The 17,841-nt window shown below is 61.7% G+C and carries 19 protein-coding genes; 11 read left to right on the top strand and 8 right to left on the bottom strand.

Annotated elements, in window-relative coordinates:
• Positions 1-23: 23 nt before the first annotated feature.
• The 3 genes from AB0O81_RS00855 to AB0O81_RS00845 are packed head-to-tail and all read left to right on the top strand — an operon-like array spanning position 24 to position 3,011.
• Positions 24-1,316 (top strand): CBS domain-containing protein, encoded by a 1,293-nt coding sequence (locus tag AB0O81_RS00855; protein WP_363580275.1) that lies wholly within the window; start codon positions 24-26, stop codon positions 1,314-1,316.
• A 1-nt stretch (position 1,317) separates the two neighbouring features.
• Positions 1,318-1,848, top strand: a complete 531-nt coding sequence (locus tag AB0O81_RS00850) for a DUF1003 domain-containing protein (protein ID WP_363580273.1) — start codon at positions 1,318-1,320, stop codon at positions 1,846-1,848.
• Positions 1,848-3,011 carry an Mrp/NBP35 family ATP-binding protein gene (locus tag AB0O81_RS00845; RefSeq protein WP_363580271.1) on the top strand — a complete coding sequence of 388 codons (1,164 nt, stop codon included), beginning with the start codon at positions 1,848-1,850 and terminating at the stop codon, positions 3,009-3,011. The genes AB0O81_RS00850 and AB0O81_RS00845 overlap by 1 nt, the downstream gene beginning before the upstream one ends.
• Before the next feature lies 1 nt (position 3,012).
• On the opposite strand, the gene AB0O81_RS00840 is transcribed toward AB0O81_RS00845, so the two are convergent.
• Entirely contained in the window at positions 3,013-3,414 is a 402-nt protein-coding gene (locus AB0O81_RS00840) for a Sec-independent protein translocase TatB (RefSeq protein ID WP_363580269.1), read from the bottom strand.
• Positions 3,415-3,484: 70 nt separating this feature from the next.
• Here AB0O81_RS00840 and AB0O81_RS00835 point away from each other — a divergent pair, with 70 nt between their 5' ends.
• On the top strand, positions 3,485-4,120 hold the full coding sequence (locus AB0O81_RS00835; RefSeq protein WP_363580268.1) for a class I SAM-dependent methyltransferase: 636 nt from the start codon (positions 3,485-3,487) through the stop codon (positions 4,118-4,120).
• Positions 4,121-4,186: 66 nt separating this feature from the next.
• Here the strand turns inward: AB0O81_RS00835 and AB0O81_RS00830 are convergent, their stop codons facing one another.
• The 3 genes from AB0O81_RS00830 to dapE all read right to left on the bottom strand — a co-directional run bounded on the left by AB0O81_RS00830 (position 4,187) and on the right by dapE (position 6,741).
• Positions 4,187-4,360 carry a DUF3117 domain-containing protein gene (locus AB0O81_RS00830; RefSeq protein WP_276179034.1) on the bottom strand — a complete coding sequence of 58 codons (174 nt, stop codon included), beginning with the start codon at positions 4,358-4,360 and terminating at the stop codon, positions 4,187-4,189.
• A 90-nt stretch (positions 4,361-4,450) separates the two neighbouring features.
• On the bottom strand, positions 4,451-5,683 hold the full coding sequence (locus AB0O81_RS00825; RefSeq protein ID WP_363580265.1) for a hypothetical protein: 1,233 nt from the start codon (positions 5,681-5,683) through the stop codon (positions 4,451-4,453).
• The gene (gene dapE, locus AB0O81_RS00820) at positions 5,665-6,741 is read right to left on the bottom strand and encodes a succinyl-diaminopimelate desuccinylase (RefSeq protein WP_363580263.1); all 1,077 of its coding nucleotides are present in this window, start codon (positions 6,739-6,741) and stop codon (positions 5,665-5,667) included. The genes AB0O81_RS00825 and dapE overlap by 19 nt, the downstream gene beginning before the upstream one ends.
• A 42-nt stretch (positions 6,742-6,783) precedes the next feature.
• Here dapE and dapD point away from each other — a divergent pair, with 42 nt between their 5' ends.
• Together dapD and ppk2 are read left to right on the top strand one after the other, a co-directional pair.
• Complete coding sequence (gene dapD / locus AB0O81_RS00815; RefSeq protein ID WP_363580865.1) at positions 6,784-7,737, top strand: 2,3,4,5-tetrahydropyridine-2,6-dicarboxylate N-succinyltransferase; 954 nt, start codon at positions 6,784-6,786, stop codon at positions 7,735-7,737.
• Positions 7,738-7,789: 52 nt separating this feature from the next.
• Positions 7,790-8,608 (top strand): polyphosphate kinase 2, encoded by an 819-nt coding sequence (ppk2, locus tag AB0O81_RS00810; protein WP_363580261.1) that lies wholly within the window; start codon positions 7,790-7,792, stop codon positions 8,606-8,608.
• A 20-nt stretch (positions 8,609-8,628) separates the two neighbouring features.
• On the opposite strand, the gene AB0O81_RS00805 is transcribed toward ppk2, so the two are convergent.
• The 4 genes from AB0O81_RS00805 to AB0O81_RS00790 all read right to left on the bottom strand — a co-directional run bounded on the left by AB0O81_RS00805 (position 8,629) and on the right by AB0O81_RS00790 (position 11,962).
• On the bottom strand, positions 8,629-9,930 hold the full coding sequence (locus AB0O81_RS00805) for a citrate synthase (RefSeq protein ID WP_363580259.1): 1,302 nt from the start codon (positions 9,928-9,930) through the stop codon (positions 8,629-8,631).
• 187 nt (positions 9,931-10,117) lie between these two features.
• On the bottom strand, positions 10,118-11,230 hold the full coding sequence (gene dapC / locus AB0O81_RS00800; protein WP_363580257.1) for a succinyldiaminopimelate transaminase: 1,113 nt from the start codon (positions 11,228-11,230) through the stop codon (positions 10,118-10,120).
• Positions 11,231-11,257: 27 nt separating this feature from the next.
• Positions 11,258-11,581: a ferredoxin gene (gene fdxA, locus AB0O81_RS00795; protein ID WP_337338252.1), complete on the bottom strand. Its 324-nt coding sequence runs from the start codon at positions 11,579-11,581 to the stop codon at positions 11,258-11,260.
• Between the two features lie 9 nt (positions 11,582-11,590).
• On the bottom strand, positions 11,591-11,962 hold the full coding sequence (locus AB0O81_RS00790; protein WP_363580255.1) for a DUF6113 family protein: 372 nt from the start codon (positions 11,960-11,962) through the stop codon (positions 11,591-11,593).
• A gap of 179 nt (positions 11,963-12,141) precedes the next feature.
• On the opposite strand from AB0O81_RS00790, the gene AB0O81_RS00785 reads away from it, so the two are divergent.
• Genes AB0O81_RS00785 through AB0O81_RS00765 form a run of 5 tightly spaced genes read left to right on the top strand, consistent with a single transcriptional unit; the run spans position 12,142 to position 17,807 of the window.
• Positions 12,142-12,927, top strand: a complete 786-nt coding sequence (locus AB0O81_RS00785; protein ID WP_363580253.1) for an ABC transporter ATP-binding protein — start codon at positions 12,142-12,144, stop codon at positions 12,925-12,927.
• Positions 12,924-13,766 (top strand): ABC transporter ATP-binding protein, encoded by an 843-nt coding sequence (locus tag AB0O81_RS00780; protein ID WP_363580251.1) that lies wholly within the window; start codon positions 12,924-12,926, stop codon positions 13,764-13,766. The genes AB0O81_RS00785 and AB0O81_RS00780 overlap by 4 nt, the downstream gene beginning before the upstream one ends.
• Positions 13,763-15,664 carry an AMP-binding protein gene (locus AB0O81_RS00775; protein WP_363580249.1) on the top strand — a complete coding sequence of 634 codons (1,902 nt, stop codon included), beginning with the start codon at positions 13,763-13,765 and terminating at the stop codon, positions 15,662-15,664. Before AB0O81_RS00780 ends, AB0O81_RS00775 begins: the two co-directional genes overlap by 4 nt.
• On the top strand, positions 15,661-16,599 hold the full coding sequence (locus AB0O81_RS00770) for a branched-chain amino acid ABC transporter permease (protein WP_363580247.1): 939 nt from the start codon (positions 15,661-15,663) through the stop codon (positions 16,597-16,599). Before AB0O81_RS00775 ends, AB0O81_RS00770 begins: the two co-directional genes overlap by 4 nt.
• Positions 16,596-17,807, top strand: a complete 1,212-nt coding sequence (locus tag AB0O81_RS00765; RefSeq protein WP_363580245.1) for a branched-chain amino acid ABC transporter permease — start codon at positions 16,596-16,598, stop codon at positions 17,805-17,807. The genes AB0O81_RS00770 and AB0O81_RS00765 overlap by 4 nt, the downstream gene beginning before the upstream one ends.
• Positions 17,808-17,841 lie beyond the last annotated feature (34 nt).

Below are 17,841 nucleotides of genomic sequence, written 5' to 3'. Positions count from 1 at the left end.
GCGCGCACGACTACGCTGGGGTCGTGAGCACGCAGAGGGTATTCGTTGCGCGTCTGTCGGGGTGCGCCGTCTTCGACCCCGTTGGCGACCGCCTTGGCAAGGTGCGCGATGTCGTCGTCATCTATCGTAAAGATGATCCCCCGCGCGTCACTGGCTTGGTCGTTGAGATTCCTGGCCGTCGTCACGTGTTCGTGTCCATCGGCCGCGTTGTCTCGATTGAGACCGGGCAGGTGATCACTACCGGGCTCATCAACGTGCGTCGCTTCGAGCAACGTGGCGGTGAGGTTCGCGTCATGGTCGAACTGCTTGGTCGCAAGGTGTATTTCGGAGATGGCAACGGAACCGGAATCATCGAAGATGTTGCGATCGAGCGCAACCGTCTCGGCGAGTGGGATGTGGGGCAACTCTTTCTTCGGCTCCCGAAGACGAGCGCGTCACCCTTTGCGAAGGGCCCGACAACTTTCGCGCAGTGGGGCGATGTGCGCGAACAGAGCAATCCCGGCGAAGCGCAGTCCGCAGAGCAGCTGGTGGCTACCTATTCGGAATTGAAGCCTGCCGATCTCGCCAATACTCTGCTCGATCTTCCCGAAGAGCGACTCATCGAAGTTGCCGAAGAGATGACCGACAGCAGACTTGCCGATGCCCTCGAAGAGATGCCTGAAGAAGAGCAGGTGCACATTCTCGAAGCCCTCGGCGATGAGCGAGCGGCTGACATCCTCGACGCGATGGAACCCGACGACGCCGCCGATGTACTTGCGCAATTGCCAGAAGAGCGACTCGAAGAGCTCCTCGATCTGATGGAGCCCGAAGAAGCAGAAGATGTACGTGCGCTGCTCAAGTACGGCTCAGACACAGCAGGCGGCCTGATGACCAGCGAACCGATCGTGCTCTCAGCCGATGCCACGGTCGCCGAAGCGCTTGCGCTCATCCGCCGTCACGAATTGCACCCGGCGCTGGCTGCGGCCGTGTTCGTCACGCTGCCCCCATACGAAACTCCCACCGGGCGACTTCTGGGCACAGTGCACTTTCAGCGCATGTTGCGCTATCCACCGCACGAGCGGCTGGGGGCAATCATCGATGACAGCGTCGACCCCGTGCCTTCGAGTGCTTCCGCTGCCGAAGTGGCCCGTCTGTTGGCAAGCTACAACCTGGTTTCAGTCCCCGTCATCGACCCCGCGCGCCGCTTGGTCGGGGCAGTGAGTATCGATGACGTTCTGGACCATCTGCTGCCTGACGATTGGCGATCGCACGATGGTGACGAGCACGCGCGACCGCCATTGAACACCAACACTGCGAGCATCCCGAGGAGGCGCTGAAATGGCCCGTGCGAACCGCGTTCCCGCGCTCGACGCTCCCCGAGGCCGCTCGGGGGTTCTCCAACGTGCACCTCAACCCTCTCGCGACCGTTTCGGACGCTTTACCGAGTGGATCGCCCGTGCGATGGGCACCCCCGCCTTCCTGATGAGTCTGACCATGTTCTGCGTGGCTTGGCTCGCATGGAACACGCTCATGCCGATCGAGCTTCGATTCGATTCAGCCGCGAACGGGTTCACCGCTCTCACTCTCGTGCTGTCGTTGCAGGCGTCTTACGCTGCGCCGCTGATCCTGCTCGCCCAGAACCGTCAAGACGATCGTGACCGGGTGCAGATCCAACAGGATCGTCAGCGCGCCGAGCGCAATCTGGCTGACACCGAGTATCTCGCCCGCGAAGTCGTGGCCTTGCGTATGACCGTGGCAGATCTGTCGAACGAACTGCTCACGAAAGACGTCTTGAGAGCCGAGCTGCGCAGCCTGCTTGAGAAGGTCGAACCTCGAGCCGAGCAAGAAGACGAGCGCGGTCAGAACTGATGACTGCTGACACCAACCCACGCGCCGCAGCCGTACGCACTGCGGTGGGGGCAGTCGCAGACCCTGAGCTTCGACTGCCCATCGGCGATCTGAACATGGTGCGAGAGATCACCGTCGACGGGCCGCACGCCAACGTGAGCATTGTGTTGACCATTGTGGGCTGTCCTGCGGCAGACCGCATCTCGGCGGACGTGCACGCCGCCGCAGCATCTGTACCCGGAATTGCGTCGGTAGAACTCGACGTGGGAGTGATGACACCCGCCGAACGCAAGGCGCTGACGGAACAGCTCAAGGGCGGACGTGCGACGCGTGAAATGCCGTTTACGGCTGCCTCATTGACACGCGTGATCGCCGTGACAAGCGGCAAAGGCGGAGTAGGCAAATCCACCATGACCGCGAATCTTGCCGTCGCTCTCGCCCAGCGAGGACTCGCGGTGGGCCTCATCGATGCAGACGTCCATGGGTTTTCGATCCCCTCGCTCATGGGACTGACCGATTCGACTGGGGCAGCCGAACAGCCCACACGAATCGACGACCTCATGCTTCCCCCGGTCGCACACGGGGTGAAAGTGATTTCGATCGGCATGTTTCTGCGTAGGGGCGGCGACGAGTCCCCGCTCGGCGCCATCGCTTGGCGTGGACCAATGCTCCACCGGACGATTCAGCAGTTTCTCACTGACGTATTCTTCGGCGATCTCGACATCTTGCTGATTGACATGCCCCCCGGCACGGGTGATATCGCTATCTCCGTGGGCCAGATTCTTCCGCATGCCGAAGTCCTCGTCGTGACGACACCGCAGTCTGCGGCGTCTGACGTCGCCGTGCGTAGCGGACTGCTGGCACGACAGACCGGGCAGCAAGTGACCGGCGTGATCGAGAACATGTCAGCCATGGTGCTCGCCGATGGCACCGTCGTCGATGTATTCGGCTCCGGCGGCGGGCTGGCTGTCGCCGATGCTCTGAGCCAGGATGGGAAGCCGGTGCCTCTGCTGGCGTCAGTGCCGCTCAGTCCCACGCTTCGCGAAGACGCCGACGCGAGCGCGCCGACCGTGATCGCACACCCTGACGATCCCGCAGCCAAGGCAATCGGCCATGTCGCAGATGCTCTCACTCATACCCAGCGGGGGCTATCGGGCAGATCACTGCCGATGCGTGTGCGCTGAACTACGTGGCTTCGCTATCGAACGGCGGCGGTTCCTCATCGCCAGCGGCGAACGGCGACTTCGAGGGCGGAGTGGGCACAGGCGCATCGGGGTTGGTTGCGATCGCCCCCATCGACGCTCGAACGGGTTTGGTTGGGGCGACTGGAGCATCGTCGAGCAACGCTTCACGAATGATGCGACGCGGGTCGTACTGTCGCGGATCCAATGTGCGCCAGTCGACCTCGTCGAATTCCTCGCCCATCTCCTCTTTCACACGAGTTCGCGCGGTCGAGGTCCACTCTTTGGCCTTCTTGACGAAGCGTGCGAGGGCTTCGGCATAGCCAGGAAGGCGCTCAGGGCCGACAAGGAGCGCTGCGATCACTCCGATCAGCAGCAACTTCTCAATGGTGATACCTGAGAACATGAGTCAAGGTTACGCCGTGGCGAGCCGTGTGCAGCACCATCGGCGCGTAGGCTGGCGGCGGAGGATTCCTATGGGAGAACACAGCGCGAATCACAGATTCGCCAGCGAGGTGACGAGCGAGCCCGATCACATCGCTCGCGCTCGAGCGCACGCGCTCGAGATTGGCGCGGCTCCTATCAGCGCGACAGTGGGAGCGCAGTGTGCGGTGCTCGCTGCAGCGTCACGCGCGCTCAATATCGTCGAGATCGGTACTGGCGCTGGTGTGTCGGGTCTCTGGTTGCTGCACGGCGCTCCACGCGCCACGCTGACCACGATCGACAAAGAGCCTGAGCACCTCGGAGTAGCGCGTCAGTCGTTCGCCGAGGCAAAGATTCCGGCGGCGCGCGCGCGGTTCATCACGGGAAGAGCATCTGAAGTGCTCCCACGTATGAACGAAGCGTCATACGACATCGTTCTGGTCGACGCAGATCCCGAGGGCGTCATCGACTACGTAGAGCACGGGCTGCGACTGGTCAGAGCTGGCGGAACCGTACTGATTCCCCGTGTGCTCGCGAATGGCGGTGTATCCGACCCGGTTCGTCGTGACGCCGTCACGACAGCTTTTCGCACTCTCATTCAAGAAACCCAGGCTTCGCCCGCCGTTCTCGGGGCGCTTTCGATCGTGGGCGAAGGTCTGCTGCAACTCGCGACGGTTTCTACCGAGTAGCGACTCTCTACGCAACGAAGAACGACCGGTCAGAGGACCGGTCGTTCTTGGAATTGCAAATGCGAACTATGCAGGGGTGACGACGCCACCCAGGACGTCGTAGAGCTCCTTGGCTTCAGCGTCGTTTACCGAAACGACGAGGCGTCCGCCGCCTTCGAGCGGAACACGCACAATGATGAGGCGCCCTTCCTTAACGGCCTCCATTGGTCCGTCTCCGGTTCTCGGCTTCATGGCTGCCATAGTGGCTCCCTTTCGTCGGTGATCTATGTGGTAGTTTACCGTGCCTGGGAACTGCCTCTGACCGAACTGAGAGGTTCGTGTGCCGTTTTGTTACGGGATCTGCCACACGGTGTTGCCGAGGCCAAACATGTTGTAGATCCACCACCACTGCCCAAGAAGGCACGCGACGAGAACGCTCAGTCGCCACGGGGTGGAGCGCGGCGCTGCGATGGCGCCCCACATCGGTGACAACGGAACCAGCAGCCGGAAAATGCTCGACTGCGGGAAGAAGACCAGCAGCAGATAGACCAGGTAGCTCGCGCTCCAGAGGCGAATCTCAACGCCTAGTTTCTTGACCGCAGGAACGATCGACAACGCCACAGCGATTGCCGCTACCCCCAAGCCGAGAACAACATATCCAATCTCGGCGCTCAGGCCCCACATCGAACCGAACCAGAATGATGTGGCGGCCAGAAATCCGTCGAATGGCGCGAACGCGGCATCGCCGGCAATCCAATTGCGACGCCATGCAAGTTCGGTCGACAGGTAGGCACCAGCATCCCCCGTCACAACACCCGCAATCACTTGCCACGAGAACCCGATGATCACCGCCCACAAACCAAGGGCCACGATATGCACGACTTCGACGGGTTTCATCGGCTCGCGATGCCGCTGAAACCAGCGCCAAATGCCGAATAGCGCAAGAAACAGCGCAAACGCGAGGACGCCGGGCCTGGTATATCCCATTAGCGGAATGAGCAGGAAAAGCCAGGCGTAGTGGCGGCGCACGATGCATAGCAGCGATAGAAACAGCCAAAGCAAGAACAGCGACTCGGCATAGCCGATCTGGAACAAACCTGCCAGTGGGCCGCATGCAAAGAAAACCACCGACCACATGGCCGCAGGCGCAGCGAGCTTCTCACGCATCAGCAGATACAGCACGTACGACGCCGCGAACCCGGCCGTGATCGACACGAGGAACGCACCAACCGCCCACTGACCGAAGGGCAGGGAAACCAGTTTTGCCAAGTACGGGTAGATCGGCATAAACGCCCACTGGTTCTCTGCGATCGCCCCGCTCTCTGTCAGTGGAAGATCTGCGGGATAGCCGGTCTCCGCCACGATCCAGTACCACCGCGAGTCCCAGGCCAACACCAGATCAGCGATGCTCGGAGCAACGCCGAACCGAGAGTCAACGCCGGAGAGCTGAGCGGCGAGCAGGAAGAACAGAGCGGTAACTACCCGCGCGACGACATAGATCAATGCGACACGGGCGACGGCGGGAAGCTGCTGCCAGCGTCGCGCAGCCCCCGGGCCAGCGGCGCTCAGCGCTGAGTCAGCCATGCCCGAAGGCCACGCTCAACCGATTCGATCTGCGCGACAGGAACCCGCTCCTCGTCGTGGTGCGCAAGATGAGGATCGCCGGGGCCGTAGTTCACAGCGGGAACACCCATCGCACTGAATCGTGCAACATCGGTCCAGCCGTACTTGGGCCGGGGCTCAGATCCGACGGCGGCAACGAAGTCTTGCGCCAGAGGTGCATCGAGACCTGGGCGAGCGCCCTCAGCGAGGTCGGTGACCTCAACCTCAAAGCCCTCAAACACGGAACGTACGTGTGCTTCAGCGTCGGCGCCGTTGATGTGGGGCGCGAACCTATAGTTCACCTCAACCTCGCACAGGTCTGGAATGACGTTTCCCGCGATGCCCCCGCTGATACGCACCGCGTTCAAACCTTCGCGGTAATCAAGACCGTCGACGTTCACTTCGGCGGCCCGATAGTTGGTGAGCCGCTGCAACACCGCTCCGGCGCCATGAATGGCGTTCTCGCCAATCCAAGAACGCGCACTGTGCGAGCGCACTCCTGTCGTGCGCACGATCGCACGGAGGTTGCCGTTGCAGCCGCCTTCGACGCCCGCGAGCGAAGGCTCCCCCAAGATTGCAAAGTCAGCGGCGAAGAGGTCAGGACGGGTGCGCGCCAGGCGGGTCAACCCGTTCAAATCAGCATCCACTTCTTCGTGGTCGTACCAGAGCCAGGTGATGTCTACGCGCGGGTCAGTGAGTTCGACCGCGAGTTTCAGCTGCACAGCCAGCCCCGACTTCATGTCAACGGTGCCGCGCCCCCAGATAAAGGGCTCACCGTCGATCTCGATGTCGCGGGTCGGGAGGTTGTCGTTGATGGGCACGGTGTCAATGTGCCCCGCGATCGCGACGCGATGCGCGCGACCAAGGTCGGTGCGCGCCACGATCGTGTCGCCATCGCGATACACCTGCAGGTGCGGTTGCGCGAGCATCACTTCGTGAATTGCATCAGCGAGTGTTGTCTCATCGTCGGAGACGCTCGGGATGTCGCAGATTGCGCGGGTGATGTCAGGCGACGAGGCAGCAAGGTCAAGCGTAGGCATGTGCCGAGTCTATCGACGCCCTGTCATCGCGATAGCGTGGTGATCATGACTGAACGATGGGTATGGGGCACTGGACTGGCAACAACTGCAGAGGACGGAACGGTTCTTGACACCTGGTTTCCTTCTCCGGCTCTCGGGCGGATTCCCACGGGCGAAGCCAGCGAGCCCACTGACGAACTGAAATCCCTTGCGGGCGTTGATGCTCGCCGCGCAGTGACGATCAGCGCCGTGACCGTTGAGATCGACCTCGACGCCGCGCCCGCCTCAACCTCAGACGCGTACCTGCGCCTTCACGCGCTGTCACACCGTCTGGCCGCGCCGAACTCGCTCAACCTTGATGGCATCTTCGCGCACCTCGCGAACGTCGCCTGGACCAACGCGGGTCCAATGCACCCTGATGCTCTCACCGCACAACGACCGCACCTGTTGCGAGCCGGAATTCAAGTGCAGAGCCTCGATAAATTTCCCCGGCTGCTCGATTACGTCGTGCCACCCGGGGTGCGCATTGCAGACGCGTCTCGCGCTCGACTCGGCGCCTACCTGTCACCGGGTACTACCGTGATGCATGCCGGATTCGTCAACTTCAACGCTGGAACTCTCGGTCAGAGCATGGTCGAAGGTCGAATCTCTCAGGGCGTCGTTGTGGGGGACGGCAGCGACATTGGCGGCGGAGCCTCAATTATGGGCACGCTCTCCGGTGGCGGCGCGCACAAGGTCTCGATCGGCGCCCGCACGCTTCTCGGCGCGAACGCTGGCGTCGGAATCTCGCTGGGCGACGACTGTGTCGTCGAAGCCGGTCTGTACGTAACCGCGGGAACGAAGATTTCGCTCGCCGACCAACCACCGCTCGCTGACGGCAGCAGGCCTACGGTGAAGGGAGCAGAGCTTTCAGGACGCAACGGCCTGTTGTTCCGCAGAAACTCTCTCAGCGGGGCGGTCGAAGCGGTCCAGCGCGCGGGAGTCGGCGTCACGCTGAACGAGGCCTTGCACGCCTGAAGCGCCTCACGCACGCCAGCCGCTAAGGTCGAGAGGAACTCAGGGAGACCACATGGGCAAGCGGCTATCGAAAAAGCTTTATGAAAGCGAACTGAAGAACCTGCAGGCGAGCTTGGTAGAGATGCAGGCGTGGGTGCAGGCAACCGGCGCCAGAATCGTCGTCTTGTTCGAGGGACGGGATGCTGCGGGCAAAGGCTCGACCATCAGCCGGGTGTCGCAGTACCTGAACCCCCGCGTTGCACGTGTCGTCGCTCTACCGACGCCCACCGAGCGTGAGAAGACCCAGTGGTACTTCCAACGCTATGTCGCTCATCTGCCTGCAGCCGGTGAGATCGTGCTGATGGACCGCTCTTGGTACAACCGAGCTGGCGTCGAGCACGTCATGAACTATTGCACCAATGATGAGTATCACCGCTTTCTTCACCAGGTGCCCATCTTTGAGCGACTGCTCGTCGAAGATGGCATTCTGGTGCTCAAGTACTGGTTCAGCGTCTCGGACGTCGAACAGGAGAACCGTTTCACCTCGCGTAATGAAGACCCGATGCGCCGCTGGAAGCTGAGCCCCAACGACGTTCTATCGATCACAAAGTGGGAAGACTACTCGCGGGCGAAGGACACGCTGTTCGTACACAGCGACATCCCCGAGGCCCGCTGGTTCGAGGTCGACAACGAAGACAAGCGACGTGGGCGAATCAATATGATTGCCCACCTGCTCTCGCAGGTGCCGTATCACCGAATCGAAAAAGAGCCAATCGAGATCCCGCCCCGACCCGCGTCGGGCGGCTACGAAAGGCCACCCCGCGAGCCGGACACGTTGGTTCCCGACTATGCCGCAGAACTAGAAGCTGCCGCAGTCGCCGAGAAGAAGTAGCATATTTCGCCGCCTGGGCGTCAGCTGACGCCCGGGTAGTTGCGTTCGCCGGCGCCCACGTAAAGCTGCTGCGGACGGCCGATCTTCGCCTGCGGGTCTTGTGATGCTTCGCGCCAGTGCGCGAGCCAGCCGGGAAGGCGTCCGATCGCGAAAAGCACCGTGAACATGCGGGTGGGGAAGCCCATCGCCTTGTAGATCACGCCGGTGTAGAAGTCGACGTTCGGGTACAAGCGACGCTCGCGGAAATAGTCATCGTTCAGCGCGATCTCTTCGAGCTCTTTGGCGAGGTCGAGCAGAGGATCGCTGACGCCGAGAGCCTGCAAAACCTCGTCGGCTGATTCCTTTACGAGCTTCGCGCGCGGATCGTAGTTCTTGTAGACGCGGTGACCAAAGCCCATGAGCTTCACGCCGTCCTCTTTGTTCTTGACCCGCTCAACGAAGCGCTGCACGCCCTCGCCCGAATCACGGATGCGACCAAGCATGTCGAGAACAGCTTCGTTGGCTCCACCGTGAAGCGGTCCGTAGAGCGCGTTGATCCCCGCTGAAATCGACGAGAACTGATTGGCTCCGGTAGAGCCGACCAGTCGCACGGTCGAGGTCGATGCGTTCTGCTCGTGGTCTTCGTGCAGAATGAGCAGACGCTCTAGCGCGCGAGACATCACGGGGTTTACCTCGTAAGGCTCTGACATCACACCGAAGTTGAGTTTCAAGAAGTTGTCAACGAAACCGAGGTTGTTGTCGGGGTAGAGGAATGCCTGACCGATGCTCTTCTTGTGCGCATACGCCGCGATAACCGGAAGCTTGGCGAGCATGCGAATGGTGTTCAGCTCAACAAACTCAGGGTTGTTGGGGTCGGTTTCGCTCTCGTAATACGTCGAGAGCGCAGATACTGCCGATGACAGCACCGACATCGGGTGCGCGGTGTGCGGCAGCGCCGAGAAGATTCGTTTGAGGTCCTCGTGCACGAGTGTGTGTCGACGAATCCGCTCGTCGAACTCGCCGAGTTGATCTGAAGTAGGAAGCTCGCCGTAGATCAACAACCACGCGACCTCGAGATAAGTGCTGTTCGTCGCGATCTGGTCAATCGGGTAGCCGCGATAGCGAAGGATGCCCTGATCGCCGTCGATGTAGGTGACCGCAGAACGTGTGGCCGCCGTATTCACGAAACCGTAGTCGAGCGCGGTGTAGCCCGTTTGCCTGGTGAAGGTTGACACGTCGACGCTGGGAGCGCCGTCGGTGCCGTGCAATAGGGGGAATTGTGCAGTCTTGTCACCGATGGTGAGGGTGGCTTGTTCCTGCTGGGTGCCCGCTACTTCGCTCACGGCGCCTCCTCGCGATTTCTGGTCGGACCGGGGGTGTCGGCCGGATTCAGCATCATCACGGAATAGAGATGGACTGCTCCGGCACGGAAGCTAGGTGTCACCGAGCCGCCGCCGTTTACAGCCTACTGGTCGCGTGAGGCTACTGCCGACACCACCAAAGGCCTGCGGCATCTGGTAGAGGATTCCTCTAGAGCCGTGCGCTGCGCAACCGCGCCGCGCCTGCCGCAATTCGCTCGTCGCTCGCGGTGAGCGATAGCCGAATGTGTTGTGGAAAATGCTCTCCATAGAAATGTCCAGGGCCCGCGAGGACTCCGAGCTCGGCGAGCCGTGCCATGCTCTCCCAGGCGTCGCGGCCTTCGGTCGCCCAGAGGTACAGGCCCGCTTCGCTCGCGTCAATTCGGAAACCCGCACTTTCAAGCGCCGGCTTCAGAAGCTCGCGCCGCGCGCGGTAGAGGCTCTTCTGGTGCGCGACATGCGTATCGTCGCCCAGTGCAGCAACCATCGCTGCTTGAACGGGCGCTGGCAACATGAGGCCGAGGTGCTTGCGCGCAGTCGTCAATCTGGCGACGAGACCGGAATCACCAGCCAGAAAGGCGGCTCGATAGCCCGCCAAGTTTGATTGTTTGCTCAGCGAGTACACCGCGAGCAGCCCCGCAAGGTCGCCGCCGGTAGCGCCAGCGTCAAGTACTGAGGGAATTGGCGTCGCATCCCAAGGCTTATCCCACCCCAACTCGGCGTAGCACTCGTCTGACGCCAGCACGGCGCCCAGCTCACGGGCTCGCTCAACAGCGACTCGAAGTTCTTTTACCCCGAGCACCCGACCGTTGGGATTGCCCGGTGAGTTGATCCAGATCAACCGTGCGCCTTCGGGCCACTCGGCGGGATCATCGGCGGCTACGGGGACCGCGCCGACGAGCCTCGCTCCGACTTCATAGGTGGGATATGCGGCGCGCGGGTGAACGACCACATCGCCGGGGCCAAGCCCGAGCAGCAGTGGCAAGAGCGCAACAAGCTCTTTAGAACCCACTGTGGGGAGCACATTCCCCGCTTCAAGCCCTTGCACTCCGCGTCGACGGGCAAACCACGCCGCGATCGCCTCGCGCAACGCTGGCGTACCAACAGTCTGCGGATAGGCGTGCGCATCGGTTGCTCGTGCCAACGCTGTTGCCACGACCTCCGGGGTCGCATCGACCGGCGAGCCAATCGAGAGGTCCACAATCCCATCGGCATGCTCGCGGGCGCGAGCGGCGTAGGGGGCAACGGCATCCCACGGGTAGTCTGCGAGGTCTGCGACGCCCATGTCAGCGCCCCCGCTGGATGGCTGAAGTCACGACTCGTCTTGCGGGGGGAGCGCTTCGATCACCGGGTGATCCTTGTGAATCACGCCGACTTTCGCCGCGCCGCCGGGCGAGCCGACGTCATCGAAGAACTCGACATTGGCCTTGTAATAGTCCTGCCATTCGTCGGGCAGATCATCTTCGTAATAAATGGCCTCAACAGGGCAGACCGGCTCACACGCACCACAGTCCACGCACTCATCGGGATGGATGTAGAGGGAACGGTCGCCTTCATAGATGCAGTCCACCGGGCACTCATCAATGCAGGCGCGGTCTTTTACATCGACACAGGGAAGAGCGATCACGTACGTCACGGCTACAGTCTACGACTCTCTCGTCACACGGACTCGTTCGGGCCACGCAACGACAACGGCAACAAGCAACGGCACGGTTATCGTCCAGACAATACCCGCCGAGGTCTCGGGCACGATTACCGATCCACCGGGACCTGTTCCCGAGAAGACGAGCGTCGCGAGCATCATGCCCAAGCCCGTGCTCAACGCGGCCCAGCGGTCCATGGTGAGCAGACGCACTGCCGCGAGAAATGCCGCGCAGCCAATGATCGCCAGCGTGAGGCCAAGCGGAAACCAGCCGAGCATGTAGGTGTGCGCGATTGTGCCAGCAAGGCCGTAAACGGCGCCCACGATAAACGCGATGAGCCAGGTACCGAGTCGTGCCAGGCGAAGGGAGCGCATGTATTGACTCTACTTGCACGCACACTGCGAGCATGCCGAAAAACCGCACGCGAAAGGTGGAATCAAGTCTCACACGACTTGACCCTTCGTTTCATTACGGATGGGTAACCGACCGCGCGGTTTGTTGCTTTTCCTGTTAGGTTCTCAGCAATCGCAGCGCCGCGAGCCGAGGGGAAGCTATGACGCTGGCCGTACACAACATCGAAGTTGTCTATGAGGATGTAATGCTCGTCGTCAAGGGCGCGAGCATGAAAGTGCCTCGAGATGGCATCGTCGCATTGCTGGGTGCCAATGGTGCCGGAAAGACATCGCTCCTGCGCGCAATGACAGGCTTGCTCGACGTGCACCGCGGCCGTATCACTCGCGGTCACATCTCGATCGACGAAACGCCTCTCGATACGCGTCGCGCACCGAACGTGGTGAAGGCTGGCGTCAGCCAGGTCATGGAAGGTCGACGCGTCTTCGTCGAGTTCACGGTCGAAGAGAACCTTCGCGTCGGCGCCTACACGCGAAGCCGTACCGACATCGCCGCGAAGCTCGATCGGATCTACGGCATGTTTCCGATTCTCGGGAAACGTCGCAGCCAACGTGCTGGCTACCTGTCTGGCGGCGAGCAGCAGATGCTCGCGATCGGGCGAGCGCTGATGGCTGAGCCGTCTTACATACTGCTCGACGAGCCGAGCCTCGGCCTTGCGCCGCAGATCGTCGAACAGATCCGAGATCTGATTGTCGGCATCCGCGATTCAGGGACCGGCGTGCTCTTGGTCGAGCAGAATGCGGCGATGGCGCTGTCGATTGCCGACCACGGATATGTCATGGAGAACGGAAAGATCGTGATGGATGCCCCCGCGCAGGCGCTGCGCGAAGACGACGACATTCGCGAGTTCTATTTGGGTACGGGCGCAGCGGGCGGAAGCCTACGAGATGTCAAACATTACAAGCGGCGGAAGCGGTGGCTGTCATGAGCCTGCTCGAAGTTTCTGACCTCACTCTTCGCTTCGGCGGCGCGACCACTCTCGACGCGGTCTCTTTTGACGTGCAAGAAGGCGAACTCTTCGCCATCATCGGTCCTAACGGCGCCGGTAAGACCTCAACCTTCAACTGCATCTCGGGTGTGTATCGACCGCAAGGCGGCGCAATCACTCTGAACGGTGACAGCTTGCTCGGGCTCGCACCTGACGTGATCGCTGGGCGCGGGATTGCGCGCAGCTTTCAGAACGTCGAGCTGTTCGACAACCTGTCGGTACTCGACAACCTCATGCTTGGGCGCCATCAGGCATCCAGCTACGGCTGGCTCGAGGGGATGATCTGGCTCGGGCGTTCGCGGAGTCAAGAACTCGCGGCGCGCCGGCGTATCGAAGACCTCATCGACTTTCTCGATCTCGCGAGTGTGCGCCATCTGCCGGTCGGCATACTGCCCTACGGCATCCGCAAGCGAGTAGAACTGGGGCGCGCCCTGGCGATGGAACCAAAGTTGCTGTTGCTGGATGAGCCCGTCGCAGGCATGAACTCGGAAGAGACCGAAGACATGGCGCGGTTCATCCTCGACATCCGCAGCGAGCTGGGCACCTCGATGATCATGGTCGAGCACGACATGCGCCTCGTGATGGATTTGGCCGACCGTGTGATGGTCATTGATTTCGGTCGCCGTATCGCGCTGGACACCCCCGCGGCAGTGCAGAAGGATCCTGCGGTGATTGCCGCCTACCTCGGTGGGGCGTCAGAGGACCTCGCCGAAAACGTTATCGACACCGTGGCAGTCGCCGCAGAATCAGCCGACCCCGCACGGGAGGAAGCGCCATGAGCACTGTCGCCAATGCCTCCTCCCCCACCGAGCCCCAAGTCACCTACCTTCCTCGCCTATTAGCCGAAGCCGCCAGCACGATCCCGCACCACACTGCTCTGCGTGTGAAAAAAGCGGGGATCTGGCAAGACATCACCTGGTCTGACTACCGCGATGCTGCGGAGAGCATCGCGTTCGGCCTCGCTGACCTGGGCGTTGGCGAGGGTGATCGCGTCGCGATTCAGTCTGAGAACCGTCCTGAATGGCTGTTCACCGACGTGGCGGCCGCAGCACTTCGCGCCGTCATCGTCGGCTTCTATCCGACCAACCCCGTTGCTGAAGTCACCTACCTTTTGCAAGACAGCGGCGCCCGTGTGCTGGTGGCAGAAGACCAGGAGCAAGTAGACAAGGCTCTCGCCGCCGAAGCAGAGTGCCCGAGCCTCGAGTGGATCGTCTACCTCGATGGGCGAGGGCTCGCCACGTACGAGCACCCGAAGCTACTCTCGATCGACGCGCTGATCGCCCGAGGAGATTCGATGCGCGCGGCCCAGCCGCAACTGCTCCAAGAAGCGGACGCACTGCGCACCCCCGATGACATCGCGACGCTCATCTACACCTCGGGAACCACCGGTCCACCCAAAGGCGCAATGTTGACCGCGCGCAACGTCTCGTTCGCGAGCTACGTCTTTACCCTTGACGGCGGCTTGCTTGGCAAACAAATCGGTCCCGACGACACGCTCCTGTCGTATCTGCCGCTCTCACACGTTGTCGAACGGGGCATTTCGGTGTGGGCGAACCTGCGTTCACACACTGTGGTGCATTTCGCGGAGTCCATCGACACTGTCACAGCGGACCTTGCCGAGGTGCAGCCGACAGTGCTGTTCGCCGTGCCGCGCATCTGGGAGAAGATTCAGTCGGCCGTTGCAATTCGCATGGCCAACGCGAGTCGGATGAAACGCGCTGTCTACTCGGTCGGTGCCCAGTGGAGCCAAACGATCGCCAACGATCGCATGGCCAACGGAGGCACCTTCACCTGGCGTGCACGCGTGCGCTACGCCGTGGGCTACTGGCCTCTCTATCGTCCGCTACGCAAGCGGCTCGGGCTATTGCGCGTGCGACACGCGATCTCTGGCGCTGCCCCGATCGCGCCCGACGTGCTCAGCTTCTTCCTCGGTCTCGGCGTTCCGCTCTTCGAGGCGTACGGCATGACCGAGAACGCGGCCGTGGCCACCTCAAACTTCGCAGGCCGCATGCGTGTGGGCACGGTTGGCGAAGCCCAGCCGCACACTGAAGTGCGACTTGATGAGCAGACCCGCGAAGTTCTCACTCGTCACCCTGGCACCTTCGCTGGATACTGGGGCCGACCTGATGCCACCGCCGAAACCATCGACGCAGATGGCTGGTTGCACACCGGTGATGTGGGCGAATGGGTTGACGGTACGCACTTGCGCATCGTCGATCGCATCAAAGACATCATCATCACCGCCGGCGGAAAGAACATCGCGCCCAGCGAGATCGAGAATGCCCTCAAGTCTTCGCCGTATGTAAAAGAGGCCGTCGTCATCGGCGATCGCAGACCCTATCTGGCCGCGCTCATCGGCATCGAGTATGACTCAGTCGCCGACTGGGCTTCACGTCGTCGATTGGAGTTCACGACGTATCGCGATCTGTCGAGCAAACCAGAAGTAGTCGAACTCATCGCCAGCGTGATCCGCGAAGCGAACAAAAAGCTCGCACGTGTTGAAGCAGTGCGCAAATTCAGGATGCTGACCAAAGAACTCGACCACGAAGACGGTGAGCTCACCGCGACACAGAAACTCAAACGCCAAGCGTTCGCGAAGACGGTCCCCCACCTGGTCGACGACATGTACGCAGACTCAAAGGCCTACCCCGGCGGCGACCTAGGGAGGAACGGATGAACACGCTGCTCTCCTCACTGGCTACCGGCCTCGGACAGGGCGCTGTCTACGCCCTCATCGCCGTGAGTTTCGTGATCATCTACCGCGCCACGGGTGTGTTGAACTTTGCACAACCCGCCCTTCTCATCCTCGGAACCTTCGCCACAAGCGTGTTCGCGACACAGATGGGCGTGCCCTTCTTCGTCGCGGTTCCGATCGCGATGCTGGTCATCGCGGCGCTTTCGGCCGGAATCGAACGTGTTGCAATCCGTCCGATGGTCGGTCGCCCCGCGTTCTCCGCGGCTATCGTGACCGTGGGTCTGTTCATCGTGCTGCTGGTCGTCGCCTTCCGACTTTTCGACTCAAAGCCGCGCACCGTCGGCGATCCGTGGCAGCTCAGTTCGGTCTGCATCGGGGGCGAAACAACCGAGTCATTCGGCGTCACCGGGTGCACCGGCGGCGTGCAGATCTACGAGAACGCCATCGCTCGCTTTGTGATCTCGCTGGTTGTGATCGGCCTGCTGGGATGGTGGTTGACCCGTTCCCGCATTGGATTGGCGATGCGCGCAACATCACTTGACCAAGAAACCGCGCTCGCACAGGGCATTTCTGTGGGGCGTATGTTCTCAATCTCGTGGGCAATTGGAGGCGGGCTAGCCGCTCTTGCCGGCGCGCTACTCGCCGCGAACGGATCCGTCGTGCAGGCCACCGATGCTCTCTTCGCCCTCGTTGCATTGCCCGCCATCATTCTGGGCGGCATCGACTCACTCAAGGGGGCGGTGGTTGGTGGGCTCATCGTCGGGCTCGCGATGGCGTTGACCAAGACATACCAACCGATGTTCGCCCCGTGGCTCGGCACCAACTTCGACAATGTGGTGCCGTATCTGATCATGATCGTGGTGCTGCTCGTGAGACCGTACGGCATCTATGGAACGAAGGAGGTGCAGCGAGTATGACCTCCCACGACTCACTCGCCGAGGCATCCCACCGCCTCACCGGATCTTCCACCCGACTCGACTTCGAAACCTCACGCGGCAAAGTAGCGGCGCGGGTGCGCCGCGGACGGCCAACGCTCTACACGAGCTACGCCGCCGACCAAGGCTTGCTCAACACGCCGGCCAAGCGATTCTGGACTGCGGTGCTCCTCGTGATCGTCCTGGCAGCACCGTTCATGATCGCGGCCGATCTGATCTACTTGCTCACGCTCGCGGTGGTCTACGCCATCGGTGGGATCGGTCTGAACCTGCTGACCGGCTATGCCGGTCAGGTGTCACTGGGACACGCGTTCTTCTTGGGAGTTGGCGCTTACACAGCTGCCGTGCTGGGTGGCGCGCCTGGCACGACAACGTGGGGACTTCAACTCGACCTTGCGATCGTGTTGCCCGCTGCGGCGATCGTCACCGGTCTCATCGGCGCTGTCGTAGCTCCCCTCGCTACTCGAGTGCGAGGCCTATACCTTGCGGTACTCACGCTCGGCCTGCTGATTCTTGGCGAACACCTGTTCAAGATCATGACGCCAGTGACAGGTGGTCAAGGCGTCGGGCGCGGGGTCGCCGAACGCACGCTCTTTGGTGTCGACCTGGATGCCACCTACGCGATCGGTCCGTTGCTGCTGACCCCGGCGGTTTCGTTATACCTGCTTACGCTGGTGCTGTTGATTGTGCTGGGAGTTGCGGCACGCAATCTGATGCGCGGGCGATACGGACGAGCATTCGCCGCCGTGCGCGATCGCGACATCGCCGCAGAGATCATGGGAGTGAATCTGCTCCGCACCAAGACGCTCGCGTTCACACTCTCCTCCGCCTACGCCGGCGTGTCAGGTGCCCTGTTCTCGATCCTCGTGGGGCGCATCGCCCCAGAGCAGTGGAACCTCTTCTTGTCAATCGACTTCCTTGCGGTAGTCGTGATCGGCGGGATCGCAACGATCTCGGGCACGATCATTGGCGCGGCCTTCGTCGTACTTGTCCCCCGACTGCTTGAAGAACTCACCGCGATTATCCCGTGGATCACCGTCTCAGGTGGCGGTGTACTCAACGTATTCCAGCTGCAAACCATCGTGTTTGGTGTGCTCATCATCTTGTTCATCACTCTCGAACCACGTGGCCTCTTCGGCCTGTGGATTCGCGTACGCAACTACTTCAAGGCATGGCCGTTCTCTTACTAGCGAACCACCGACGAATCACAACCGAATACCGATC

Source organism: Microbacterium sp. NPDC076911, from assembly GCF_040687125.1.
GTDB lineage: Bacteria > Actinomycetota > Actinomycetes > Actinomycetales > Microbacteriaceae > Microbacterium.
This window is presented reverse-complemented; position numbering and strand designations above follow the sequence as displayed.